Source organism: Micromonospora sp. NBC_01412 (genome assembly GCF_045040215.1).
In the GTDB taxonomy this organism is placed as follows: domain Bacteria; phylum Actinomycetota; class Actinomycetes; order Mycobacteriales; family Micromonosporaceae; genus Micromonospora; species Micromonospora rubida.
In genome coordinates this window covers 2,035,910-2,060,352 of the sequence record NZ_CP109528.1, presented here as the reverse complement: position 1 = coordinate 2,060,352, position 24,443 = coordinate 2,035,910, and the positions used below count along the sequence as shown (strand labels likewise).

The window sequence follows — 24,443 nt, the reverse complement described above, 5'->3', positions numbered from 1 at the left end:
GCCGGGCCGCGCGGCACCGCCGACGGCCGTCAGTCGTTGGCGTGCAGGGCGGCGTTCAGCGCGATGCCCCGGCCGGTGCGGGGGCGGGCCTCCAGCGCGCCGGTGACCGAGTTGCGCCAGAACAGCAGGCCGTCGACGCCGGACAGGTCGCGGGCCTTGACCACCCGGCCGTCCGGGAGGGCGATCTTCGAGGCGGCGGTGATGTAGCAGCCCGCCTCGACCACGCAGTCGTCGCCGAGGGAGATGCCGACGCCGGCGTTCGCGCCGATCAGGCTGCGCGCGCCGATACTGATCTTCTCGGTGCCGCCACCGGACAGGGTGCCCATGATCGAAGCGCCGCCGCCGATGTCGGAGCCGTCGCCGACCAGCACGCCCTGCACGATGCGCCCCTCGACCATCGAGGTGCCGAGCGTGCCGGCGTTGAAGTTGACGAAGCCCTCGTGCATCACGGTGGTGCCGGCGGCGAGGTGGGCGCCGAGCCGGACCCGGTCCGCGTCGGCGATCCGTACCCCGGACGGGACCACGTAGTCGGTCATCCGGGGGAACTTGTCCACCCCGTACACGGCCAGGTGGCGGCCGGCGGCCCGCTCGATCACCCGCAGCTCGTCCACCCGCTCCGGCGGGCACGGCCCGGCCGACGTCCAGGCCACGTTCGCCAGCTTGCCGAAGATGCCGTCGAGGTTCAGCTCGTTGGGCCGCACCAGGCAGTGGGAGAGCAGGTGCAACCGCAGGTACGCGTCGGCGGCAGCCTTGATCGGCTCGTCCAGCGCCCCGATCACCGTGACCACCTGGGCCGTACGCAGGCCGGGCAGCGCCCGCTCGCCGACCGCCCCCGGCGGCAGGTCGAGCACGTCCGCCTCGTCCTCGCCGGAGACCAGCGGAAGCTCGCCGAGCCCCAGCTTGCCCGTCGGGTACCAGGTGTCGAGCACCTGCTCGTCAGCGGTGATGGTGGCCAGGCCGATACCCCACGCAGGCTGTGCAGTCGTCACGACTGTGAAGGTACCGTGCGAACCATGGAGAACCCGCTGACCCCTGAGGTCCTCGCCGATCCGGTGGCGTTGACCCGCGTCCTGGTCGACATCGAGTCCGTCTCTCTCGACGAGAAGGCGATCGCCGACTGCGTCGAGGAGGTGTTGCGTGCCGTGCCGCACCTGACCACGTTCCGGCACGGCAACACCATCATGGCGCGTACCGACCTGGGGAGGGCATCCCGGGTGGTGCTCGCGGGGCACCTGGACACCGTCCCGCTGAACAACAACTTCCCGTCGACCATGCGCGGCGACCTGATGTACGGCTGCGGCACCTCGGACATGAAGTCCGGGGTGGCGTTCGCGCTGCACCTGGCGGTGACCCTGCCCGAGCCGAAGTACGACGTGACGTACTTCTTCTACGAGGCCGAGGAGATCGAGTCGAAGTACAACGGGCTCTTCCTGGTCGCCGAGGCGTACCCGGAGTGGCTCCAGGCGGACTTCGCGCTGCTGCTGGAGCCGACGCACGGGATCGTGGAGGCCGGCTGCCAGGGCACCATGCGTGCGGTGGTGACCACCAGCGGCGTCCGGGCCCACTCGGCGCGCTCCTGGCACGGGGTGAACGCCATCCACGCCGCCGGCGAGGTGCTGCGCCGCCTGTCCGAGTACGAGGCGCGGCGGGTCACCATCGACGGCTGCGACTACCGCGAGGGCATGAACGCGGTCCGGGTCGGCGGAGGGGTCGCCGGCAACGTGGTGCCGGACCACTGCGAGATCGAGGTGAACTACCGGTTCGCGCCGGACCGGACGCCGGCCGAGGCCGAGGCGCACCTGCGTGAGGTGTTCGCGGGCTTCGAGCTGCGGGTGACCGACATGGCGGCCGGGGCGGCGCCCGGGCTGGAGGCGGCCCCGGCGAAGGAGTTCCTGGCGGCGGTCGGCGCCGCGCCGATCGGCAAGCTGGGCTGGACGGACGTGGCCCGGTTCGCCGCGATGGGCATCCCGGCGCTGAACTTCGGCCCGGGGGATCCCAACCTGGCCCACCACCCGGACGAGCACGTCGAAATCAGCAAGATCCGCGACGGGGCGGCCACCCTGCACCGCTGGCTCACCCCCGCCTGAGCCCGCCGCACCCGCCCCGACCGCCCCGACCCGTTGGGGCGGGGCGTGGTCTGGCCGGGGGCATGGTCTGGCTGGGGGTCCGCCCCACCCGGATCAGGGTGGGACGGACCCCCGGCCGGCAGCCGTACGGTCGGTCAGGCGGTCGGGGACAGGGACGACTCGGGGCGGGTGTCGGTCGGGTCGCCGGTGAGGTCGGCGGTGGTGGCTTCCATCTGCCGGGCGCGGCGGCGCTCGGCCACCACGTCCCGGATCCGTCGCTGCATCTGCCGACGGATCCGGATCATCTCGTTGTTGCTGATCACGCTGGCTCCTCCCCCGAAGGCGCGCGCCGGGGCATACCCGGTATGTGAATAGTAAGACGTACGTGCGACCGAATTAGTTGCCCTGGTCGTGGAAAATCTGTCCGCCCCGCCGCTGCCCGCCCGCCACCTGGTTCGGGTGCCACCTCCGGTGGGTGCCCTCCACTACGGTTGCTCCCATGAGCGACAGCAACGGACGAGGCTCGGGCCGCGAGCGGGGGCGGGAACGGCACCGGGGTGCCGTCACGCTGCGTCGTCAGGCCATCCCGACGAGCACCGCCGACCAGCGGCTGCTGGACTCCCGGGGGCGCGGCGACTGGAAGACCAAGGACGCCTGGCGGGCCCTGCGCATCCTGTCGGAGTTCGTGGAGGGCTTCGACACCCTGGCCGACCTGCCGCCGGCGGTCAGCGTCTTCGGTTCGGCCCGGAGCAAGCCGGACAGCCCGGAGTGTCGGATGGCCGAGGAACTGGGCGCCGCCCTGGCCCGGGCCGGGTACGCGGTGATCACCGGCGGCGGGCCCGGCGTGATGGAGGCGGCCAACCGGGGCGCCAGCGAAGCCGGCGGGCTCTCCGTCGGGCTCGGCATCGAACTGCCGTTCGAGCAGGGCCTCAACGACTGGGTCGACCTGGCCATCGACTTCCGGTACTTCTTCGCCCGCAAGACCATGTTCGTCAAGTACGCCCAGGCGTTCGTGGTGCTGCCCGGCGGCTTCGGCACCATGGACGAGCTGTTCGAGGCGCTGACCCTGGTGCAGACCGGCAAGGTCACCCGGTTCCCGGTGGTGCTGATGGGGACGGACTACTGGCGAGGCCTGCTCGACTGGCTGCGCGACACGATGGCGGTCGAGGGCAAGATCGGGCCGATCGACCTGGAGCTGATCTGCCTCACCGACGACGTCGACGCGGCGGTCCGGCACATCGTGGAGGCCGAGGCCGCGCTCTCCGTCGAGCAGGAGGCGGTACGCGAGGAGGCCGTCGCGCAGAACGCGGCGGACCAGCAGGCCGCCGCCGAACAGAGCCGGGAGGGCTGAGTCGGTGGCGGCGATCTGCGTGTTCTGCGCGTCGTCCCGTACCCTCGACCGGCGCTGGCTCGACCTGGCCGCCGAGACGGGCGCGGAGATCGCCCGGCGCGGCCACACGCTGGTCAGCGGCGGCGGCTGCGTCGGGATGATGGGTGCGGTGGCGGACGGGGCCCGGTCCGCAGGCGGGACCACCCTGGGGGTGATCCCGCAGTCCCTCGTCGATCTGGAGGTGGCCGACCTAGCCTCGGACGAACTGCTGGTCACCGGCAGCATGGCCGACCGCAAGACCCTCATGATCGAAAAGTCGGACGCGTTCCTCACCCTGCCCGGTGGGCTGGGCACCCTGGACGAGCTGTTCGAGGTCTGGACCACGGCCACCCTCGCCCTGCACACCAAGCCGATGGTGCTGGTCGACGTGGACGGCTTCTACCGCCCCCTGATCGACTGGCTGGCCGGCCTCGCCGACCGCAACTTCCTCAAGCCGGCGGGCCTGGGCCTCCTCACGGTCGTCGACACCATCCCTGCAGCCCTGGACGCCCTAACCCCCCACCTCACCTGACCCCCACCCTGCCCCCGCCCCCGCCCCCGCCCCACCCCACCCCACCCCCTGCCTCGCCCCACCCCGGTGATCAAGAGCTTTGCGTCGGGATCTGACGCGCTGCTGACGCAAACTTCTTGATCACCGGGCCGGGGCCGGGCCGGGGTGGGGCCGGGCCGGGGTGGGGGAGGCAGGGGGTGGGGGTGGGGTGGGGTGTCGTAGGGGCGTGGTGGGATGGGGGGATGCAGGCGTACCGGCTGGTGCGTCGGCCTGCCGAGGCGGCCCGGGGGGACCGCCGGTCGGGTGGGGCGGCGCGGGGGGACGGTCGGCCCGAGGGGGCGACCGGGCGGGAGCATCGGGCCGGGGGGCCGGGCGGCGATGATGCGCAGGCCGGTGAGGGCCGCGGGGGCGATGGCACGTACGTCGACCAGCCTACCGGCGGTCTGACGTGCGCCGAGGAGTCGCCTGCGGCACCGGCCGAGGGGACGGAGCCTTCCGAAGGAACTGGGCAGGCCGAAAGGACTGAGCGGGCCGAGGAAGCTGAGTGGGGCGACGGGGCTGAGTGGAGCGCTGGGGCTGAGCGGGGCCGGGGGTGGCGGGACGACTCGCTCCAGGTCGAGGTCGTGGCGCACACCGGCGGGCCGATGCTCGTCGTCGGCGGGCCGGGTACGGGGAAGACCAGCACGCTGGTCGAGGCGGTCGCCGCGCGGGTGGCCGAGGGTGTCGACCCCGAGCGGGTCCTGGTGCTCACCTTCGGCCGTCGGCAGGCCACCGACCTGCGCCGCCGGATCGAGGCCCGGGTGGCCGGCGACGGGCACCGGGTGCTGCGCGAGCCGTTGGTGCGCACCTTCCCGGCGTACGCGTACGGGCTGCTGCGCCGGGCCGCCACCGAGCGGGGGGAGCCGTCCCCGCGGCTGCTCACCGGCCCCGAGCAGGATCTGATCATCCGGGAGCTGCTCGACGTGGTCGGCGAGGAGCCCGACGACGATCCGGTCGGCTGGCCGGAGGACCTGCGCCCCGCCCTGCGTACCCGGGCGTTCGCGGCCCAGCTCCGCGACCTGCTGATGCGGGCCGCGGAGCGCGGGGTCGGCCCGGTGGAGCTGGCCCGGCTGGGGGAGAGGCTGGGCCGCGCGGACTGGCCGGCCGCCGCCCGCTTCCTCCGCGAGTACGTCGCCGTGCTCGCCCTGCGTGACGTCAGCAACCGCGGCTCGATCGCGTACGACCCGGCGGAGCTGGTCCGGGCCGCCACCGGGCTGCTGCTCGATGACCCGGAGCTGATGGAGGCCGAACGCCGCCGCCTCGCCCACGTGTACGTCGACGAACTGGCCGACACCGACCCGGCCCAGCTCGACCTGCTCGCCGCGGTGGCCGGCGGGGGAAAGTCCCTCGTCGCCTTCGCCGATCCGGACTCCGCCACGTACGCCTTCCGGGGCACGGACCCGGCCGGGGTGAGCGCCTTCCCGCACCGGTTCCGCACCGTCTCCGGCGCGCCGGCCGCGCAGGTCGTGCTGCACACGTCGTACCGGGCCGGTGCGGGGCTGCTCACCGCCACGCGGCGGCTCACCGGCCGGCTGCGCGGCCCGGCGGCCCACCGCCGGTTGCATCCGCTGCCGGCGGCCCCGGCCGGCTCGGTCGAGGTGCGTACCTTCCGTTCGGCCACCAGCGAGGCCGCCTGGTTGGCCCAGGCCCTGCGCGCGGCGCACCTGCTCGGCGGCGTGCCCTGGTCGGCGATGGCGGTGCTGGTCCGCTCGACCGCCCGGCAGCTTCCGGTGCTGCGCCGGGCGCTGCACACCGCCGGGGTGCCGACCGTGGTGCACGGCGAGGACCTGCCGCTGCACCTGCAACCGGCGGTGGCCCCGCTGCTGCTCCTGCTGCGCTGCGCGCTGGAGCCGGAGCGGCTGGACGAGGAGGCGGCGGTGGCGCTGCTGCACTCGCCGCTGGGCGGGGCCGACCCGCTGGCCGAGCGGCGGCTGCGCCAGGGGCTGCGCGCCCTAGCCCTGGCCGGTGGGGACCGCCGCCCCTCCGGCGAGCTAATCGTCGACGCGCTGCGTGACCCGGAGGAGCTGGCGGCCATCGACCGGCACTGGGCGGAGCCGGCGCAGGCGGTGGCTGGCCTGCTCGCCATCGCCCGGGAGGCGGCCGAGCGGCCCGGGGCGACCGCCGAGGACGTGCTCTGGGCGGTGTGGGACGCCAGCGGCCTGGCCGAGCGCTGGGCCGGGGCGATCACCCGGGGGCAGGCGGCGACCGGCGAGCACGAGACCGCACGGCGCTGGCGGGCCGAGGCCGCCGACCGGGACCTGGACGCCGTGCTGGTGCTCTTCGACGCGGCGGCCCGGTTCGCCGACCGGCTGCCCGGCGCCCGTACCGAGGTCTTCCTCGACCACGTGCTCGGCCAGGACCTGCCGGCGGACACCCTGGCCGCGACGGCCGACCGGGGCGAGGCCGTCCGGCTGCTCACCGCGCACGCCGCCAAAGGGCTGGAGTGGGACCTGGTGGCGATCGTCGGGGTGCAGGAGGGCGTCTGGCCGGACCTGCGGCTGCGTGGCAGCCTGCTCGGCTCCGAGCGGTTGGTCGACGTGCTCGCCGGCCGTGACCAGGGCGACGGCGGGCGGGCGGTCCTGATCGGGCAGACGTCCGCCCTGCTGGACGAGGAGCGCCGGCTCTTCCACGTGGCCGTGACCCGGGCCCGTCGCCGGCTGCTGGTCAGCGCGGTCGCCTCGGCCGCGGTCGGCGGCGACGACCACGAGGAACAGCCCAGCCGGTTCCTGTACGAGCTGGACCCGACCGAGCCGCCCGGCCCGGACGACGGCGGCCCGGTCCCCGCCGAGCCGACCGGTGGCCCCGGTGGAGGCCCGGCGGACGGTCCCGGTGACGGCCCGACCGGCGACGCCGGGCCGGCCGACCCGAGGCCTGGTGACCCGAGGCCTGGTGACCCGGAGCCTGGTGACCCGAGGCCTGGTGACCCGGAGCCTGGTGACCCGGAGCCTGGTGACCCGAAGGCTGGTGACCCGGAGGGCGGCGAGCCGAGGGCCGGTGGAGAGCATCGTCCGGTCAGCCTGCCGGTGGCCGGGCCGCCCCGGGCGCTGACCCTGCCGGCGCTGGTCGCGGAGCTGCGTACCGCCGTGGCCGACCCGGCGGCGCCGCACCACCGGCGGCGCGCGGCGGCGGCCGAGCTGGCCCGCCTGTCCGCCGCCGGGGTGCCCGGCGCGCACCCCGACGACTGGTGGGGGCTGCGCGGCCTCTCCGACGACCGGCCGCTGGTCGACGAGGGGCAGCCGGTGAAGGTCACCCCGTCGGCGATGGAGAGCGCCCTGCGGTGCAGCCTGCGCTGGCTGCTGGAGCGGCACGGTGGCAGCGGGCCGGCCAGTGCCGCGCAGGGGGTGGGCAACCTGGTGCACGCCGCCGCGATGCTCGCCGAGGACGCCAGCGCGGACCGTTCAGCCCTGCTGGAGTACGTGGCCGCCCGGTTCGACGCGATCGAGCTGGCCGCCCGGTGGATGGTCGGCCCGGAGCGGGAGCGGGCCGAGGCCATGGTGGACAAGCTGCTGCGCTGGCTGGCCGGCAATCCGCGCCGGCTGCTCGCCATCGAGCACGAGTTCGCGGTCCGGCTCGACGACCCGCACCGGCCGGTCGAGTTGACCGGCCGGGTGGACCGGCTGGAGGTGGACGACGCCGGCAGGCTGGTGGTGGTCGACCTGAAGACCGGCAAGTCCACCGCCGTCACCGAGCACGAGATCGGCGAGCATCCGCAGCTCGGGGCGTACCAGGCGGCGGTGGAGTCGGGGGCGTTCCCGGAGTTCGGCGACGAGTCCGGGGGCGCGGCCCTGGTGCAGCTCGGCACCGGCGCGAAGGACGCCAAGGAGCAGAGCCAGCCGGCGGCGGGGCAGGGGCCGGAGGCGGGCTGGGCGACCGCGCTGGTGCGGCGCACCGCCGATACGATGGCCGCCGCCACCTTCGCGGCGGTCGCCAACTCGAAGTGCCGGGTCTGCCCGGTGCGCACGAGCTGCCCGGTGTCCGGGCAGGGACGCCAGGTCGTCGAGCCGCCGACCCCCCGCCGCCCGGAGCTGACGTGAGCGTGAGGAGTGAGCTTGCGAGCCTCGCAGTCGCGAACTGAGATGTCACCCGTGAGCGCGAGGAGTGAGCTTGCGAGCCCCGCAGCCGCGAACTGAGATGGTGCCGTGACCCAGCCCGCCCTGTTCAGCGCCGCGACCCCGGCGCCCCGGACGGCCGACTCCGGCCCCCGGTACACGCCGGTCGAGCTGGCGAAGCTGCTCCGGCTGCCCGCGCCCACCCGGGAGCAGGCGGCGATCATCGCCGCGCCGGTCGAACCGCTGCTGGTGGTCGCGGGCGCCGGATCCGGCAAGACCGAGACGATGGCCGCCCGGGTGGTCTGGCTGGTCGCCAACGCGTACGTCCGGCCGGAGCAGATCCTCGGGCTGACCTTCACCCGCAAGGCGGCCGGCGAGCTGGGCCACCGGGTGCGTACGCGGCTCGACCAGCTCGTGCGCCGGGTCGGGCGGCGGGGCCGGGACCCGCTCGACGACCCGTTCGCGGGCGAGCCGACCGTGTCCACCTACCACTCGTACGCCGGGCGGATCGTCACCGAGCACGGGCTGCGCGCCGGGTACGAGCCGTCGACCCGGCTGCTCACCGAGGCGTCCCGCTGGCAGCTCGTCGACCTGCTGGTGCGCAACTACGACGGCGACATGACCAGCGTCGACCGGATGCCCAGCACCATCACCGACGCCGTGCTGGCCCTGGCCGGCGAGCTGGACGAGCACCTGGTCGCCCCGGACGCCCTGGCCGCCTGGACCGGCCGGTTCTTCGCCGACGTGCAGTCCCGCCCCGGCCGGGTCTACGCCGACGTGCGGAAGTCCCTCGCCCTCCAGCAGACCCGGCTGAAGCTGCTGCCGCTGGTCCGCGCGTACGCCCGGCGTAAGGAGGACTTCGAGGCGATGGACTTCGCCGACCAGCTCGCCCGGGCGGCCCGGGTGGCCCGGGACCACCCGGCCGTCGGCGCGATCGAGCGGGACCGTTACCGGGTGGTGCTGCTCGACGAGTACCAGGACACCAGCCACGCGCAGGTGGTGCTGCTCAACGCGCTGTTCGGCGGCGGCCATTCGGTGACCGCCGTCGGCGATCCCTGCCAGTCCATCTACGGCTGGCGTGGCGCCAGCGCCGGCACCCTGGACCGCTTCCCCGCCGAGTTCGCCCGCCGCGACGGGGCGCCGGCCGCAGTGCTCGGCCTCACCACGAGCTGGCGCAACCGGCCGGAGATCCTCGGCGTGGCGAACGCCCTGGCCACCCCGCTGCGGGCGGCCGGTGCCCGGGTGTCCGAGCTGCGCGCCGCGCTGAGCGTCGCCGACCCGATCCCGCACCGCACGCCGGGTGGCCTGGCCGCCGGCACCGTGCACTGCGCGCTCCTGCCGACGTACGCGGACGAGGCGGACTGGATCGCCGACAGCGTGCTGGCCGCCTGGCGCGGGGCGGCCCGGATGCCGGGGGCGCTGCCCGAGCACATCCCGGTGCCGCAGCGGCCCTCCACCGCCGTGCTGGTCCGGCTGCGCAGCCAGATCCCGGCGCTCTCGACCGCGCTGCGGGCCCGGGGGCTGCCGGTGGAGGTGGTGGGCCTGGGCGGCCTGCTGGACACCCCCGAGGTGCGGGACGTGGTGTGCACCCTGCGGGTGCTCGCCGACCCGACCGACGGGGCGGCGTTGCTGCGGCTGCTCACCGGTGCGCGCTGGCGGATCGGTCCGCGTGACCTGGTGGCCCTGCACCGCCGGGCCCGGGCGATCGCCGCCGGCCGCCGCCGGCCCGCCGCCGACGAGGAGCCGGAGATCGCCGCCGACCTGCTCGACGAGGCCACGCTGGTGGAGGCGCTGGCGGACCTGGGGCCCGCCCAGGCGTACTCGGTCCAGGGCTATGCCCGGCTGCGCGCGTACGGCGAGGAGCTGGCCCTGCTCCGCTACCGGCTGGACCAGACGCTGCCGGAGCTGATCGCGGACGTCGAGCGGACCATCGGCCTGGACGTGGAGGTGGCGGTCCGGGCCGGTCGGGACGGCACCGGCGACGCCGGCCTCGCCCGGGGCCACCTGGACGCCCTCGGCGACGTGGCGGCCCGGTTCAGCGGGGAGTCCCCGGCGGCGACCCTGTCGGGGTTCCTGGCCTACCTCACCGCGGCCGAGGACGAGGAGCGTGGCCTCGCCCCGGGCGAGGTGGAGGTGGTCTCCGGCGCGGTGCAGATCCTCACCGCGCACGCCGCGAAGGGCCTGGAGTGGGACGTGGTCGTGGTCGCCGGCCTGAGCCGGGGCGGCTGGCCGGGGCCGGTGCGCAACTCCGATCACTGGCTCGGCGGGCTGGGCGTGCTGCCCTTCCCGCTGCGCGGGGACGCCGACGGGCTGCCGGAGCTGGGCCTGGCCGAGGCGGCCGACCAGCGCGCGGTGGCCCGGGCGCTGGCCGACTTCGTCGACGACTGGCGGGCGCACGACGAGCGGGAGGAGCGCCGGCTGGCGTACGTGGCGGTGACCCGCCCCCGGCGGCTGCTGCTCTGCTCCGGCTACTGGTGGGGCGAGGGGACGAAGCGCCCGCGCGGGCCGTCGGTGTTCCTGCGTGAGGTGCACGACGTGTGCCTGGACGGCGACGCCGGACACCTGGTCGACCGGTGGGCCCCCGAGCCGGCCGGTGACGCCACCAACCCCACCACCGAGGTGGTGCTGCGCGCCGAGTGGCCGGCCGACCCGCTGGGCGGGCGTCGCCCGGCGCTGGCCGAGGCCGCCGCGCTGGTTCGCCGCTTTCTCGCCGAGGATCCCCCGGCCTCAGCCGCCGAGGTGGCCGAGGTGGCTGAGGCCGCTGAGGTGGCTGGGGTGGCCGGGGTGGCCGAGGCCGAGGATCCGGAGGTGGCCCGCTGGCGGCGGGAGGCCGACCTGCTGCTCGCCGAGCGGGCCGAGTTGGCAGCCGGGGCGGGGGCGGTCGAGGTGGCCCTGCCCGGCCAGCTCTCGGTCACCCAGCTCGTGGCGCTGCGCCGCGACCCGGAGGAGCTCGCCCGCGCCCTGCGCCGCCCGATGCCCAGCGAGCCGAACCCGTACGCCCGGCGGGGCACCGCGTTCCACACCTGGCTGGAGCGGCGCTTCGGCGCGGACCGGCTGCTCGACGTCGACGAGCTGCCGGGCGCGGCCGACGCCGACGCGGCGCCCGATGAGGCGCTGGCCGAGCTTCAGGCGCGCTTCCTGGCCGGGGGGTGGGCCGATCGGGTGCCGGCGGAGGTGGAAGTGCCGTTCGCCACAGTTATCGCCGGGGTGGTGGTGCGCGGCCGGATGGACGCGGTCTTCGCCCGGCCCGGCGGCGGGTACGACGTGGTCGACTGGAAGACCGGGCGGCAGCCCGTCGGCGAGGAGGCCGAGGCGGCGGCGGTGCAGCTCGCCGTCTACCGGCTGGCCTGGGCGGAGCTGGCCCGGGTGCCGGTCGACCGGGTCGGCGCGGCCTTCCACTACGTGCGGGACGGGGCGACGGTCCGCCCGGCGGACCTGCTCGACGCCGACGGGCTCACCGCGTTGATCGCGGGCGTGCCCGAGGCGCCGCCCGCCGTCCGCCGCCCCGGGCGATGAGAATTTTTGGCCGTGGGGCTCCGGTGGGCCGAATCCGTGGTACGGTATCCGGGTTGCAGTTTTGGTTACCAGAGACTCTGTGTGCGCCTGGCGGATTGTGGCCCCAGGCGCTCTTTGTTGTGTCCGGGGCTCTCCGGGCGGGGCGACCAGAAGCGACAAGTGGTCCGCGCACAAGGGCGCGGTTCACTCCTCCCTCTTCGGCCCGCAACAAGTGCGGATCCGAACGTTCCGTCAAGGAGACAGAACACATGGCAATTGGCACCGTTAAGTGGTTCAACGCTGACAAGGGTTTCGGCTTCATCACCCCGGACGGCGGCGGCGCTGACGTCTTCGCCCACTTCTCGGCGATCCAGTCCTCCGGCTACCGGAGCCTGGACGAGAACCAGCGGGTCGAGTTCGAGATCACCCAGGGCCAGAAGGGCCCGCAGGCGGAGAACATCCGCCCGGTCTGATCCGTCGGCAGCACTGTTCCTCGGAACAGGCACGACTGTTCATCTGAACAGGCACCACCGTTCTTCGGAACACCCCATCGCGCCTCAGGCGCGGTGTCGCGGCCGGTCCGCCTCGTGCGGGCCGGCCGCACCCCACCTTCGGTTCGTGCTTGTGACCACCGCGGCCCAGCCGCCGGTGCAGCGCCACTCCGGCGCCTCCTCGACACGTGCCGCGTCGAGGAAGGCTCTCGCATGACCACCGTCATCCCCTCGTTCTCCACCACCGGCCTCGCGCCGGAGCTGCTCGCCGAGCTGACCGCGCAGGGCATCACCGAGCCGTTCCCGATCCAGACGGCGACGCTGCCGGACTCGCTTGCCGGTCGGGACGTCCTCGGCCGGGGCCGCACCGGCTCGGGCAAGACGCTCGCGTTCGGGCTGCCGCTGGTGCACCGCACCATCGGCCGCCGGGCCCGCCCGGGGCGTCCGCTCGCCCTGGTGCTCGTGCCGACCCGGGAACTGGCCCAGCAGGTGACCACCGCGCTGGCCCCGTACGCCCGGGCGGTCGGCCTGCGCATCACCACCGTGGTCGGCGGCCTGTCGCTGCAGCGGCAGGCGGACGCGCTGCGCGCCGGCGCCGAGGTGGTCGTGGCCACCCCCGGCCGGCTGCACGACCTGATCAACCGTGGGGACGCCCGGCTCGACCAGGTCGCCGTGACCGTGCTCGACGAGGCCGACCAGATGGCCGACATGGGCTTCCTGCCGCAGGTCACCAAGCTGCTGGAGCAGGTGGCCGGCGACGGCCAGCGGATGCTCTTCTCCGCCACCCTGGACGGCGGCGTGGACAAGCTGGTCCGCCGCTTCCTCACCAACCCGGTCTCGCACTCCGTCGACCCGGGCACCGCCACGGTGACCGAGATGACGCACCACGTGTTGCACGTCGACGCTGAGGACAAGCCGGCCGCCCTGACCCAGATCGCGGCCCGGGAGGGCCGCACCATCCTGTTCATGGGCACCAAGCACCGCGCCGACCGGCTGGCCCGCCAGCTGCTGTCCAAGGGGGTGCGCGCGGCGGCGCTGCACGGCGGCAAGTCCCAGCCGCAGCGCACCCGGATCCTGGAGCAGTTCCGCACCGGCCAGGTGACCGCGCTGGTCGCCACCGACGTGGCGGCCCGGGGCATCCACGTGGACGGCCTCGACATGGTGGTCAACGTCGACCCGCCGACCGAGGCGAAGGACTACCTGCACCGGGGCGGGCGTACCGCACGGGCCGGCGAGTCGGGCACCGTGGTCACCCTGGTCCTGCCCGAGCAGCGCCGCGAGGTGTCCCGGTTGATGGCGACCGCCGGAATCCGGCCGCAGGCCACCCAGGTCCGGATGGGCGACGAGGCGCTGGCCCGGGTCACCGGGGCCCGGGAACCGTCGGGTGTGCCGGTGACCATCGCCGTCCCGGCTCCGGAGCGGTCCGCCTCGGGCGGTGGCCGGGGCCCGCGCTCTCCCCGCGCCGCCGGTCAGTCGCACGCCGCCGGGACCGCCGCGACCGGGGGCGCGTCGCGCGCCGCCCGCCCGTCCGAGGACGGGGCTGGCGCCGACGGCCGGCGTGCCGGGCACCGCGCCTCGGGTCGGTCGCGCCGGCCGCGTCGTCCCCGTACGGCCTGAGCGGCTCCTCCGCGGTCACCGACCGATGCCTGAGCCGTCCCGCGTCTGAGTTGCCCCGCGCCTGAGTCGGGAATCAGGCAGGGTGGGGTCCGATCGGTGACTGTTCGGCGGCCTCGGTGTGGTCGATGCTAGCCGTGGGGGAAACGCGGGTCGGCGGGGTCGGCCCCACTGGGGGAGGGGTTGACCATGGCGTGCAACGCCGAGTCGGGGGCGCTGCGGGAGCTGACGGTGGTGCTGGCGGTCGCGGGGGCGGGGCTGGCGCTCGCCACGGTCGCGGCGTTCTCGCCGTGGCATCCCACCCGCGGCGGCCGGACACCGGCGGGGGTGGTGGGGCTGCACGTTCCGGGGGGAACGGGCAGCGACCTCACCGCCTCCGTCGTCCAGACGACCGACGAGTCCGCCGGCTGAGCCCGCACGGCCCGGCCGGCGGACGTGCCGGGTCAACCGGGGCCGGTCAGGGGCCGCCGACGGGCCGGGCCCCCAGGGCGTCCGGCCTGTCCCGGCTCGGCCTTTCGTCGCGGCCCTCCCGGGTGAGCAGGTCGGCCAGGGTGGTCCGGTCCACCACCAGGGCGATGGCCCCGTCCACCGCCAGCCACACATCGCGCAGCCCGGTGGCCACCCCGTGGTAGCCGGAGTGCCCGGCCGGCAGGCCCCGTACCGAGGTGAGCGACCCGCCGACCGCGCGGAGCACGTCCCCGACGCTGATCTCGGCTGCCGGGCGGGCCAGGGCGTATCCGCCCTCGGTGCCCCGGTGGCTGTACAGCAGCCCGGCCCGGCGCAGGTCGAGCAGGATGCCCTGGAGGAAACTCAGCGGGATGGCCTGGCTCTCGGCCAGGGCCGCCGCCTTGACCAGCTCGCCGCCCGGCTCGGGGGAGACGCCCCGGGCGTCGGCCCGCCGGTCGCCGCCGGTCGAGGCGGCGGCGACGGCGAGCATGGCCCGGAGCGCGTAGTCGCTGCGCGCGGAGACGTACACGTCACTGCCCGGCCTGGTCCAGTACGCCCCAGCGGCGGCGGATCGCCCGGTCGGCCGCCCCGAACGCGGCGTCGACCACCAGGCCGACGACCAGGATCACGATCATCGTGGAGAGCAGCCAGGGCGCGTCGGACAGCTCCCGCGAGTAGGTGAGCTGCGCGCCGAGCGAGGTCTGCGAGATGCCCACCACGATCAGCTCGCCGGCCATCAGGCTGCGCCAGGAGAAGGCCCAGCCCTGCTTGAGCCCGGCGACGATGGCGGGCAGGGCGGCCGGGGCGATCACGTACCGGTAGAGGTTCAGCCCTCGCGCGCCGAGGTTGCGCCCGGCGCGCAGCAGCAGCGGCGGGACGTAGTCCACGCCGCTGATCACCCCGTTGGCGATCGACGGGGCCGCGCCGAGCACCACGACGAAGAAGATGGCCTTCTCGCTCAGCTCGAACAGCAGGATCGCCAGCGGGAACCAGGCGATCGACGGCATGGTCTGCAACGCGGTGATCATCGAGCCGATGGCCGCCCGCAGCACCCGGGACCGGGCCACGGCGAGCCCCAACAGCAGGCCGACCCCGACGGAGAAGATGTAGCCGAGGGCCGCCCGGCGCAGGGTGGTGGCCATCCCCTCCCAGAGCTGCGGACCGCTGACCTGCCGGAGCAGCTCCTGCCCGACGGTGGCCGGACCGGGCAGCGAGTACGGTGGCCAGAACCCGGCCCACACCACGGCCTGCCAGGCGCCGATGGCGATGGCGAGCGCCGCCACTTTCGGCCAGGTGGACGCCCAGATCGTCGCGGCCCGGGTCGTCGTCGTCTTCTGCCGGCCGGCGATCTCCAGCGCGTCGAGCCCGGAGATCTCCGCGTCGGCGCGCGGGGTGCCGGCGATCGTGTCACTGGCCATGGCGGCCCACCTCCGTACGGAGCTTGTCGGTGACCTCGGCGGCGATGGACGCGATCTCCGGGGAGTCGATGCGTCGCGGCCGGGGCACGTCGACCCGGGTGGAGTAGATGATCCGGCCGGGCCGGCTGGAGAGCAGGATGATCCGGTCGGCGAGCCGCGCGGCCTCCCGGACGTTGTGGGTCACGAAGAGCACGGTGAGCTTGCGCTCGGTCCAGATCCGCTCCAACTCGTCGTGCAGGAGGTCCCGGGTCATCGCGTCGAGCGCGCCGAACGGCTCGTCCATCAGCAGCACCGGCGTGTCCAGCGCGAGGGTGCGGGCCAGCGCCACCCGCTGCCGCATGCCGCCGGACAGCTCGTGCGGGCGCTTGCGGGCGAAGTCGGCCAGGTGCACCGTGCGCAGCAGTTCGGCGACCCGCTCCCGGCGCGCGGACCGGGGCATGCCGCGCAGCTTCAGCGGCACCTCCACATTGCCCTCGACGGTGAGCCAGGGGAACAGGGCGGACTCCTGGAACATCAGCCCCGGGTTGACCCCGTCGCCGAGCTCGATCCGCCCGCCGCTGATCCGGTCCAGGCCGGCGACCAGGTTGAGCAGGGTGCTCTTGCCGCAGCCGGAGGCGCCGACGAGGCAGACGAATTCGCCGGGCGCTACGTCGAGGGAGACTCCGTCCAGGGCGAGGACGGCGCTCTCGCCGTGCCCGTACACCTTGGTGACGCCGTGCAGCGCGACCGATCCGGTCGCGCTGCATGGCGTCGTCGTGGTCGACGTCATGGTTGGGTGACCTCGGGCTTGCCCTGGGCCTTGAGCACCTCGTTGAGGTACTTCAGGTCGTAGAGGCCGTCCAGGCTGACCGGCTGGGTCAGCTCGACGGCGACCGCGTGGTCCAGGCCGGTCTTCAGCGACGAGGCGATCGGGTCGTTGGTGAACTCCAACGTCGGCCACGCCTGCTTGATCAGCTTCACGTCCAGCGGCTTGCCGGCGATCTTTCCGATGTGGTCTGAGATTGCCTGCTGCGACTCGTCGGGCCTGGTGTTGACGAACTCGTTCGCCGCGACCTGACCCTCGACCAGCTTCTTCACCACGTCGGGGTGGGCCTTGAGGAACTTGGTGGAGACGATCAGGTTGGTGATCACGAACTTCCTGTCCGGCCACAGGTCGCGCTCGTCGAGCAGCACCTTGCCGCCGGCGTTGACCAGCCGGGAGACGAACGGCTCGGGCACCCACGCGCCGTCGATCGCGCCGCTGTTGAACGTCTCCACGGTCTGGGCGTTCTCCTGCGGGACCACCTTGACGTCGCCGCCGCCCTCCTTGGTGGCGGTCAGGCCCTTCTCCTTGAGCCAGTAGCGCAGCGCGACGTCCTGGGTGTTGCCGAGCTGCGGGGTGGCGATCTTCTTGCCGCGCAACTGCTCGACCGAGGTGATCCCGGGCTTGACCACCAGGGCGACGCCGCCGGACGCGGCGCCGGAGATGACCCGGACCGCCTCGCCCTTGGACTTGGAGAAGGCGTTCACCGTCGGGTTCGGCCCGATGTACGTCGCGTCGAGCGCGCCGGAGAAGACCGCCTCGATGGCGGCCGGGCCGGCGTTGAAGGTCTTGGTGTCCAGCTTGACGTCGCCGCCGAGCTTCTCGGCGAAGATGCCCTTCTCCACTCCGACCACGGCCGAGGCGTGGGTGATGTTGGGGAAGTAGCCCAGCCGCAAAGTCACCGGGCCGGAGCCGCCCCCGGCTGCGCCGTCGTCCTCGCCGCACGCGGCGGTGGCGCCCAGGGTCGCCGCGCCCACCACGGTGAGGGTGGCCAGGGAGAGCATCCGACGGAAGGGGAGCCGTCTCATCGTCAGTCCAATCCGAAGTATTCCTACTTAGTTGGTAGGAAGACTGGGGCAGCGCTCGGGCGGCGTCAAGACCCGTCCACATCGCGGGATTCACGCTCGAAGTTATTCCCGGTTTTCCTACCTTCTTGGTAGGTTCTCCGGCGTCCCTCGGCCAGGTGGCGGGGGCGGCGGAGAGGCGGTCTGCATGACCTTCCACTGGTTCCTTCCCACCTCCGGCGACGGGCACCAGGTCGGCGCCGCCACCGTCGCGGCCGGCGCGGCGCGGCACGACCGGGCGGCCACCGTCGGCTACCTGACCGAGGTGGCCCGGACCGCCGAGGCGGCCGGCTTCGCCGCGCTGCTCACCCCTGTCGGGTCCGGCTGCCCCGACCCGTGGATCGTCTGCGCGGCCGTCGCCCAGCACACCGAACGGATCGGCATGCTGGTCGCCGTACGGGCCGGGTTCGCGCTGCCCACCCTGATCGCCCAGCAGGCCGAGGCGTTCCAGTCGATGTCCGGCGGGCGCCTCGCGCTCAACGTCGTCACCGGCGGCGACCCGGCCGAGCAGCGGGCGTACGGCGACTTCCTGGACCACGACGCCCGCTACGCGCGGACCGGCGAGTTCGTCGAGGTGCTCCGCCGGGCCTGGCGCGGGAGCCCGTTCGACTTCGCCGGCGAGCACTACCAGGTCGCCGGCGGCGGGCTGACCGCCCCGCTCGCCGACCCGCCCCCGGTCTACTTCGGCGGCGCGTCCCCGGCCGCCGAGGCGGTGGCCGCCCGGCAGGCCGACACGTACCTGATGTGGGGCGAGCCGCCCGCCGCGATCGCCACCCGGGTGGACCGCGTCCGCGTCCGGGCCGCCGAGGAGGGGCGGACCCTGCGCACCGGGATCCGGCTGCACGTCATCGCCCGCCCGACCGCCGCGCAGGCGTGGGCGGAGGCGGACCGCCTGCTGGCCGGGATGAGCCCGGAGCGGATCGCCGCCGCGCAGGCGCGGTACCGCCGGATGGACTCGGTCGGTCAGGCCCGGATGGCCGCCCTGCACGCCGGGAGCGCCGACGGGCTCACCGTCGCGCCGAACCTCTGGGCCGGGGTGGCCTGGTCCGCGAGGGCGCCGGCACCGCGCTCGTCGGCAGCTACGCCGAGGTCGCGGCCCGGATCGACGAGTACGCCGCACACGGCGTCGACGAGTTCGTCCTCTCCGGATGGCCGCACCGGGAGGAGGCGGAACGGGTCGGCGCGGAGGTGCTGCCCCGGGTGGCGGCCTCCCTCGCCGTGATCCCGGCCCCGGTGGGCTGAGCCGGCCTGCGGTAGGTCGCCGCCGTCGGAGGCGCCGACGCGCTAGGGTCGGTCCCGTGGCGGCGCGGAGATCGAGAATTCCAGCGACGAAGTATCCGGTCGAGCGGTTCACCCTCGGCAACGGCCTGCGGGTGGTGCTCACCCCCGACCGCAGCGCCCCGGTGATCGGGGTGGCGGTGGTCTACGACGTCGGCATCCGGTCCGAGCCCGAGGGGCGTACCGGCTTCGCCCACCTCTTCGAGCACCTGATGTTCCAGGGCTCGGAGAACCTGGAGAAGCTGGCCCACTTCCGGCACGTGCAGGGGGCGGGTGGCACCTTCAACGGCTCCACCCATCACGACTACACCGACTACTACGAGACCCTGCCGAGCAACGCCCTGGAACGGGCGCTGTTCCTGGAGGCCGACCGGATGCGCGGCCCCCGGCTGACCGAGGAGAACCTGCGCAACCAGGTCGACGTGGTCAAGGAGGAGATCCGGGTCAACGTGCTCAACCGCCCGTACGGCGGGTTCCCGTGGCTGACCCTGCCGCCGGTCATGTTCGACACCTTCCCGAACGCGCACGACGGCTACGGCTCCTTCGACGACCTGGAGTCGGCCACTGTCGCCGACGCGGCGGACTTCTTCCGCCACTACTACGCCAGCGGCAACGCAGTGCTCGCGGTCAGCGGGGACGTCGACGTGGCCGAGGCCACCACGCTGATCGAGCGGCACTTCGGCGACGTGCCGGCCCGGCCCGCCCCGCAGCGCCCCGACTTCGACGAGCCCGACCTGACCGCCGAGCGGCGTTCGTCGTACACCGACGCGCTGGCCCCGCTGCCCGCGGTGGCCGCCGCCTGGCGGGTGCCCGACCCGATCACCGACTTCACCGGCTACCTGCCGTACGTGGTGCTCGCCGAGGTGCTCACCGACGGCGACGCGTCCCGGCTGGTCGAGCGGCTGGTCCAGCGGGACCGCACGGTGACCAGCCTCGGCGGGTACGTCGGCTTCATGGGCGACCCGTTCGACGTGCGCGACCCCACCGCGCTGCTGCTCCAGGCGCACCTGCCACCGGGCGGCGACGTGGACAAGGTGCTGCGCACCTTCGACGAGGAGCTGGACCGGCTAGCCACCGACGGTCCCACCGACGGTGAGCTGGCCCGCACCCAGGCCCGGATGGCCACCCACCTGCTGCGCGACACCGACGCGGTGCTCGGCCGGGCGCTGCGGATGGCGGTGCTGGAGCAGCAGCGCGGCGAGCCGGGCCTGCTCAACGAGCTGCCCCGACTGGTCGGCGAGGTCACCGACGAGCAGGTCCAGGCCGCCGCCGCCACCCTGCGGCCGGAGCGCCGTGCGTCCGTCGAGGTCATCGCAGGAGGTGCCCGGTGAGCGCGAGGAGCGAGCCGGGTTTGCGAGCCCCGCAGTCGCGAACGAAGGAGGGCCAGGTGACGGGAACCGTCCAGGCCGGGGCGCGGACGCTGCCGCCGCTCGGCCCGAACCGCAGGCTCAAGGTGCCCAGGCAGGCCGAGCGTCGGCTCGGCAACGGCCTGACCGTCATCGCGGTGCGCCGGCCTGCCGTCCCCCTGGTCGAGCTGCGGCTGTCGATGCCGGCCGGCCGGACCCCCCTGGCCCGGGGCGCGGTGCTCGCGCAGACGATGCTCTCCGGCACAGCGTCGATGACCAGCGTGCAGATCGCCGCCGAACTCCAGGCGGTCGGCGGCGGGCTCTCCGCCGGCATCGACCCGGACCGGCTGATGCTCTCCGGCGCCGGCCTGGTCACCGGGCTGGACCGGATGCTGGAGATCCTCGCCGACGTGCTGACCGGGGCGACGTACCCGGGCGAGGAGGTCGGCACCGAGCGGGACCGGCTGGTCGACCGGATCCAGGTGGCCCAGAGCCAGCCGGCCCACCTGGCCCGCAACGCCCTGCTCCGGCGGGTCTACGGCAAGCACCCGTACGCCGTGCAGACTCCCGAGCCGGAGCAGGTGCACGCGGTCCGGCCGGCGGCGCTGCGCCGGCTGCACGCCGAGCGGGTGCACCCGGCCGACGCGGTGCTGGTGCTGGTCGGCGACGTGCAGCCGGAGCGGGCGCTGGACGCCGCAGACAAGGCCCTGTCGGGCTGGAGCGGCGCCGGGCACGACGGCGAGCTGCCGCCCGCCCCGCCGCTGGAGCCCGGCCCGCTGCTGCTGGTCGACCGGCCCGGCTCGGTGCAGTCCTCGCTGCGCATCGCCCTGCCGGCGGTGCCCCGCACCCACCCCGACCACGCCGCGCTGCAACTGGCCAACCTGCTCTTCGGCGGCTACTTCTCCTCCCGCTGGGTGGAGAACATCCGCGAGGACAAGGGCTACACGTACGGCCCGCACTCGCTGGTCGAGCACTCGGTGGCCGGGTCGGTGCTGATCGCCGCCGCCGAGGTGGCCACCGAGGTCACCGGCCCGGCGTTGCTGGAGACGACGTACGAGTTGGGCCGGCTGGCCTCCCTGCCGCCGAAGCCGGACGAGCTGGAGCAGGCCCGCCAGTACGCCCTCGGCACCCTCCAGCTCGGCATGTCCACCCAGGCCGGGCTGGCGTCGCTGACCAGCGTGTTCGCGGCCAACGGGCTGCGCCTGGACTTCCTCGCCGAGCACGCCGCCCGGCTGGCCAAGGCCACCGTCGCCGACGTGGCCGAGGCGGCCCAGCGCTACCTGGCCCCGGCGCGGGCGGTCACCGTGGTGCTCGGCGACGCCGAGCGGATCGCCCCCGCCCTGTCCGCGCTCGCCCCGGTGCACACCGAGCCGGCCCGGCCGTGACCGCCGGGCGAGGGCTGGTCCGGGGCGCCGGCACGACCGGGGAGACCACCCCGCCGCTGGCCCGGTCCACCCTCGACCGGGCCGCGCACCGGCGGGCCGATCCGGTGTGGCTGGCCGAGGCCTGGGAGCAGGCCCGGGTGCTGGTGCTCGACTCGGCCAGCGACGGGCGGGCCCTGGTCCGGGCCGACACATCCCCGCCGGAGCTGGTGCTGCTCGGCTCCGGCGAGCTGCCCGAGGTGCCCCGCTCGGTCCCGATGTTCCTGGGCGTCGAGCCGGACGGGGTGCCGGTGTTCGCCGTGGACAGCCCGCTGCCCGAGCTGCCGGGCACCAGGGCGGCGCACCTGCGCGACATCGGCCATCTGCTGCTCGACCGGGACGCCGGCATCTTCACCACCGCGCTGGCGCTGACCAACTGGCACGTCCGGCACGGCTACTCCTCGGCCACCGGCCACCCCACCCGGGTCGACGAGGCCGGCTGGTCCCGGACCGACCCGGACGGCGACCGGGCCTGGCCGCGCACCGACCCGGCGATGATCGTCCTGGTGCACGACGGGGTCGACGGGCTTCAGGGGCGCTGCCTGCTCGGCAGTAACGCCGCCTGGGCGGGCATCCCGGGCGGGCGCCGGTACTCCTGCCTCGCCGGGTACGTCGAGCCGGGCGAGTCGGCCGAGGCCGCCGTGCTGCGCGAGGTCGGCGAGGAGGTCGGCGTCGCGGTCGAGGAGATCGTGTACGTGGGCAGCCAGTCCTGGCCGTTCCCCGGTTCGCTGATGCTCGGCTTCCTCGCCCTGGCCGACCCGGAGCACCCCGTACACCTGGACCCGGCCGAGATCACGCACGCCCGCTGGTTCACCCGGCGGGAGATCGGCGCGGCGCTGGCCGGGCGGCCGGTGGGCGTGGGCGGCGGCGACCGGCTGGCGCTACCCCCGCCGTCGTCGATCGCGCTCTTCCTGATCCACCGCTGGCTCGACGGCCACTGCTGACCACCCCGACCCGCCATCCCGGCCCGCCGGCCCTTTCGGTTCGGTGACCCGCCCTGGAACGTGGGCTTGTCCTGCCGCTGGCCCTTTCGGTTCGGTGACCCGCCATGGAACGCGGCCCGCCCAGGTCGCCGGCCGACCCGCCTCGGGCCGGAGCCGGACACGGTCCCGGCCCGTGACCGCCGTTGCCGCGACGGTCCCGGGCCGGGAACACGGGCCGCCCTGGTCGGGTGAGGCGAGGAAACGGCGGGGGAGCCGGTCCGACCACGACGGACGTCGGGTGGGTCAGCCGCCGGAGTCGAGCCGCCGGCGGCGGGGAGCGGAGTCGCCGAGGGGGAGCACCTTTACCCGTTGCCTGCCGTAGCGGACCGCGCCCACCGTCGACAGGGCCCGGGCCAGCATCAGGGCGGCGTCCCGGTTCTCGGCGTGCACCACCTGGCGGCGCGGCTCCGGGCTGGTCGTCTCGTCCCGGACCCGGCCCCCGCCGGCCCAGGCCGCGGCGATGTCGATGTCGGCGGCGGCGCGGATGTCGGTGCGAACGATCAGGAACCGCATGGGTAACTCCGATGCGACCGTGACGGGCGGTATTCCGTGGAAGTTCCACGTCACTCTGTCGACATGTTACGCCCGGACGGGGTCACAGCAAGTGAAACCCGCCGATCGGTCCGCAGGGTCGCCCGATCGGGTGAACCCTGCTCAGCGGGGGTGGAAAGCCGGATACGCGTCGGGGCCGCCGGCGCACCGCCGACGGCCCCGCCCGGTCACCGGATCAGGTCAGATCGAACTGCCCGTCCTTTGTCCCGGCGATGAACCCCCGCCAGCCGGCGCGGTCGAACAGCAGTACCGGGCCGCCGCGGTCCTTGCTGTCGCGAAGGGCGACCGCGGCCGGGCCCACGCTCAGCGGGGCCACCTCGACGCAGTTCGATGTCTGGCTGCGGGTGCTGGTCCGCCACGGGACGTCGGTCAGCTGCCGGGCGAGTGCGGACGGCGTGTTGCGGATGTCGTTCATGGTCTGCTCCTGACTGGAACTGCTCCGACGGGACGAGTGGCGCCGCACGCCCGGACGGGGCGGGTCCCGCGGTGGGTCACCGCTCCGTCAGGCGTCCGGAGTGTCGGCGGCGCTGGGCCGGCGCCGTTGCCGGCCCGTGGCCGCCCGCGGACGGGCCCACCGCCTCGGCCAGCCGCCCCGAAGCCTCGAAGAGCCAGGTGATGGTGTCCGATTCGGAGAGCGCGGCCGAGCGCAACCACTCGAAGACCACTTTATAGCGATTCAGGGCTTTTGCCTCGGTAGACATGGCGTTGGTGAAGCCACCTTCGATGGCCAGCGTCTCCGGGTCGAGCGGGTCGGCGAACAGGTAGATCGAGAACGCGGTCGGCGGGAGGTACCAGTCGCCGATCGGGGTGTCCCTCGGCAGCACGTGCAGGGTGACGTGCGGCAGCATGGCCAGCTCGCAGAGCTGCCGGAGCTGCTCCCACAGCACGTCCGGCGGGCCGGCCCGCCGGCCCAGCGCCGCCTCCTCCAGCACCGCCGTGTAGTGCGGCGCGTCGGTGCGGTCCAGCAGCGACTGGCGGGCCAACCGGGCGGCCACCTCGGTCTCCGGGGCCTCGCCGGTCTCCGGGGCCCCCGCGCCGGACTCGACCTGCTGGGCCGAGACGATCCGCAGTCGGGCGTACCCCTGGGTCTGCAACAGACCCGGGACCAGCACGGGGTTGTACTCCCGGATCTCGGTGCAGCCCGCCTCCAGCTCGGCGAAGATGCGCTGCTGCTGGGTCATCACCGGGTACTTCTTCAGCCAGCCCCGCATGTCGCCGGCCTGCTGGGCGATGCCCAGCAGCTCCGCGCGCGACTCGCCTTCGGCGCCGTAGAGGTCCAGCAGGACGCGGACGTCGTCGGGGTCGGGACGGCTGCGGCCGTTCTCCAGGCGGGACAGCTTGGACGCGGAGGCCCAGCCGATTCGCGCGATGACCTGGTCCCCGGTGAGGCCGACGGCCTCGCGCAGCTGGCGCAGCTCATTGCCCAACCTGCGGCGACGCATGATCGGGCTGGGTCCGGCTGGAGGCACGGTGTCCTCTTCTCCGTCGACCGCCGCAG

Annotated in this window: 21 protein-coding genes; 12 read left to right on the top strand and 9 right to left on the bottom strand. The window is 74.5% G+C overall.

Going from position 1 to position 24,443, the window contains the following annotated elements:
* Positions 1–29: 29 nt before the first annotated feature.
* Complete coding sequence (dapD, locus tag OG617_RS09165; protein ID WP_405100419.1) at positions 30–989, bottom strand: 2,3,4,5-tetrahydropyridine-2,6-dicarboxylate N-succinyltransferase; 960 nt, start codon at positions 987–989, stop codon at positions 30–32.
* Between the two features lie 24 nt (positions 990–1,013).
* Between dapD and dapE the strand changes: the two genes are divergently transcribed.
* The gene (dapE, locus tag OG617_RS09160; RefSeq protein WP_405100417.1) at positions 1,014–2,087 is read left to right on the top strand and encodes a succinyl-diaminopimelate desuccinylase; all 1,074 of its coding nucleotides are present in this window, start codon (positions 1,014–1,016) and stop codon (positions 2,085–2,087) included.
* Positions 2,088–2,221: 134 nt separating this feature from the next.
* Here dapE and OG617_RS09155 read toward each other — a convergent pair whose 3' ends face one another.
* Positions 2,222–2,389, bottom strand: a complete 168-nt coding sequence (locus OG617_RS09155; protein WP_405100415.1) for a hypothetical protein — start codon at positions 2,387–2,389, stop codon at positions 2,222–2,224.
* A 176-nt stretch (positions 2,390–2,565) separates the two neighbouring features.
* On the opposite strand from OG617_RS09155, the gene OG617_RS09150 reads away from it, so the two are divergent.
* From OG617_RS09150 to OG617_RS09120, 7 genes are all read left to right on the top strand, one after another.
* Positions 2,566–3,417, top strand: coding sequence for a TIGR00730 family Rossman fold protein (locus tag OG617_RS09150; protein WP_405100413.1), 852 nt, complete (start codon positions 2,566–2,568; stop codon positions 3,415–3,417).
* Between the two features lie 4 nt (positions 3,418–3,421).
* Positions 3,422–3,967 carry a TIGR00730 family Rossman fold protein gene (locus OG617_RS09145; RefSeq protein ID WP_405100411.1) on the top strand — a complete coding sequence of 182 codons (546 nt, stop codon included), beginning with the start codon at positions 3,422–3,424 and terminating at the stop codon, positions 3,965–3,967.
* A gap of 623 nt (positions 3,968–4,590) precedes the next feature.
* Entirely contained in the window at positions 4,591–8,019 is a 3,429-nt protein-coding gene (locus OG617_RS09140) for an ATP-dependent helicase (RefSeq protein WP_405103590.1), read from the top strand.
* 105 nt (positions 8,020–8,124) lie between these two features.
* The gene (locus tag OG617_RS09135; RefSeq protein ID WP_405100409.1) at positions 8,125–11,550 is read left to right on the top strand and encodes an ATP-dependent helicase; all 3,426 of its coding nucleotides are present in this window, start codon (positions 8,125–8,127) and stop codon (positions 11,548–11,550) included.
* 248 nt (positions 11,551–11,798) lie between these two features.
* Positions 11,799–12,002: a cold-shock protein gene (locus OG617_RS09130; protein WP_320066368.1), complete on the top strand. Its 204-nt coding sequence runs from the start codon at positions 11,799–11,801 to the stop codon at positions 12,000–12,002.
* A 231-nt stretch (positions 12,003–12,233) separates the two neighbouring features.
* Positions 12,234–13,637: a DEAD/DEAH box helicase gene (locus OG617_RS09125; protein ID WP_405100406.1), complete on the top strand. Its 1,404-nt coding sequence runs from the start codon at positions 12,234–12,236 to the stop codon at positions 13,635–13,637.
* Between the two features lie 186 nt (positions 13,638–13,823).
* Positions 13,824–14,045, top strand: coding sequence for a hypothetical protein (locus OG617_RS09120; RefSeq protein ID WP_396676923.1), 222 nt, complete (start codon positions 13,824–13,826; stop codon positions 14,043–14,045).
* A 46-nt stretch (positions 14,046–14,091) separates the two neighbouring features.
* Here the strand turns inward: OG617_RS09120 and OG617_RS09115 are convergent, their stop codons facing one another.
* The 4 genes from OG617_RS09115 to OG617_RS09100 are packed head-to-tail and all read right to left on the bottom strand — an operon-like array spanning position 14,092 to position 17,329.
* Positions 14,092–14,610, bottom strand: coding sequence for an RrF2 family transcriptional regulator (locus OG617_RS09115; protein WP_405100404.1), 519 nt, complete (start codon positions 14,608–14,610; stop codon positions 14,092–14,094).
* Between the two features lies 1 nt (position 14,611).
* Positions 14,612–15,499 (bottom strand): ABC transporter permease, encoded by an 888-nt coding sequence (locus tag OG617_RS09110; RefSeq protein WP_405100402.1) that lies wholly within the window; start codon positions 15,497–15,499, stop codon positions 14,612–14,614.
* Positions 15,489–16,268, bottom strand: coding sequence for an ABC transporter ATP-binding protein (locus tag OG617_RS09105; protein WP_405100400.1), 780 nt, complete (start codon positions 16,266–16,268; stop codon positions 15,489–15,491). Before OG617_RS09105 ends, OG617_RS09110 begins: the two co-directional genes overlap by 11 nt.
* A complete protein-coding gene (locus tag OG617_RS09100; RefSeq protein WP_405100398.1) occupies positions 16,265–17,329 on the bottom strand; it encodes an ABC transporter substrate-binding protein in 1,065 nt (354 codons plus the stop codon). Before OG617_RS09100 ends, OG617_RS09105 begins: the two co-directional genes overlap by 4 nt.
* 184 nt (positions 17,330–17,513) lie before the next feature.
* Here OG617_RS09100 and OG617_RS09095 point away from each other — a divergent pair, with 184 nt between their 5' ends.
* From OG617_RS09095 to nudC, 4 genes are all read left to right on the top strand, one after another.
* Positions 17,514–18,587, top strand: a complete 1,074-nt coding sequence (locus OG617_RS09095) for an LLM class flavin-dependent oxidoreductase (protein WP_405100396.1) — start codon at positions 17,514–17,516, stop codon at positions 18,585–18,587.
* A 76-nt stretch (positions 18,588–18,663) separates the two neighbouring features.
* Entirely contained in the window at positions 18,664–19,974 is a 1,311-nt protein-coding gene (locus OG617_RS09090) for a M16 family metallopeptidase (protein WP_405100394.1), read from the top strand.
* A 56-nt stretch (positions 19,975–20,030) separates the two neighbouring features.
* Positions 20,031–21,374, top strand: a complete 1,344-nt coding sequence (locus OG617_RS09085) for a M16 family metallopeptidase (RefSeq protein WP_405100392.1) — start codon at positions 20,031–20,033, stop codon at positions 21,372–21,374.
* A 14-nt stretch (positions 21,375–21,388) separates the two neighbouring features.
* Positions 21,389–22,354 carry an NAD(+) diphosphatase gene (gene nudC, locus OG617_RS09080; protein ID WP_405103588.1) on the top strand — a complete coding sequence of 322 codons (966 nt, stop codon included), beginning with the start codon at positions 21,389–21,391 and terminating at the stop codon, positions 22,352–22,354.
* 282 nt (positions 22,355–22,636) lie between these two features.
* Here nudC and OG617_RS09075 read toward each other — a convergent pair whose 3' ends face one another.
* The 3 genes from OG617_RS09075 to OG617_RS09065 form a co-directional block, all read right to left on the bottom strand.
* Positions 22,637–22,906 carry a hypothetical protein gene (locus OG617_RS09075; protein ID WP_396676917.1) on the bottom strand — a complete coding sequence of 90 codons (270 nt, stop codon included), beginning with the start codon at positions 22,904–22,906 and terminating at the stop codon, positions 22,637–22,639.
* Between the two features lie 214 nt (positions 22,907–23,120).
* A complete protein-coding gene (locus tag OG617_RS09070; RefSeq protein WP_405100389.1) occupies positions 23,121–23,360 on the bottom strand; it encodes a DUF397 domain-containing protein in 240 nt (79 codons plus the stop codon).
* 76 nt (positions 23,361–23,436) lie between these two features.
* Entirely contained in the window at positions 23,437–24,414 is a 978-nt protein-coding gene (locus OG617_RS09065) for a helix-turn-helix domain-containing protein (RefSeq protein ID WP_405100387.1), read from the bottom strand.
* Positions 24,415–24,443: the final 29 nt, after the last annotated feature.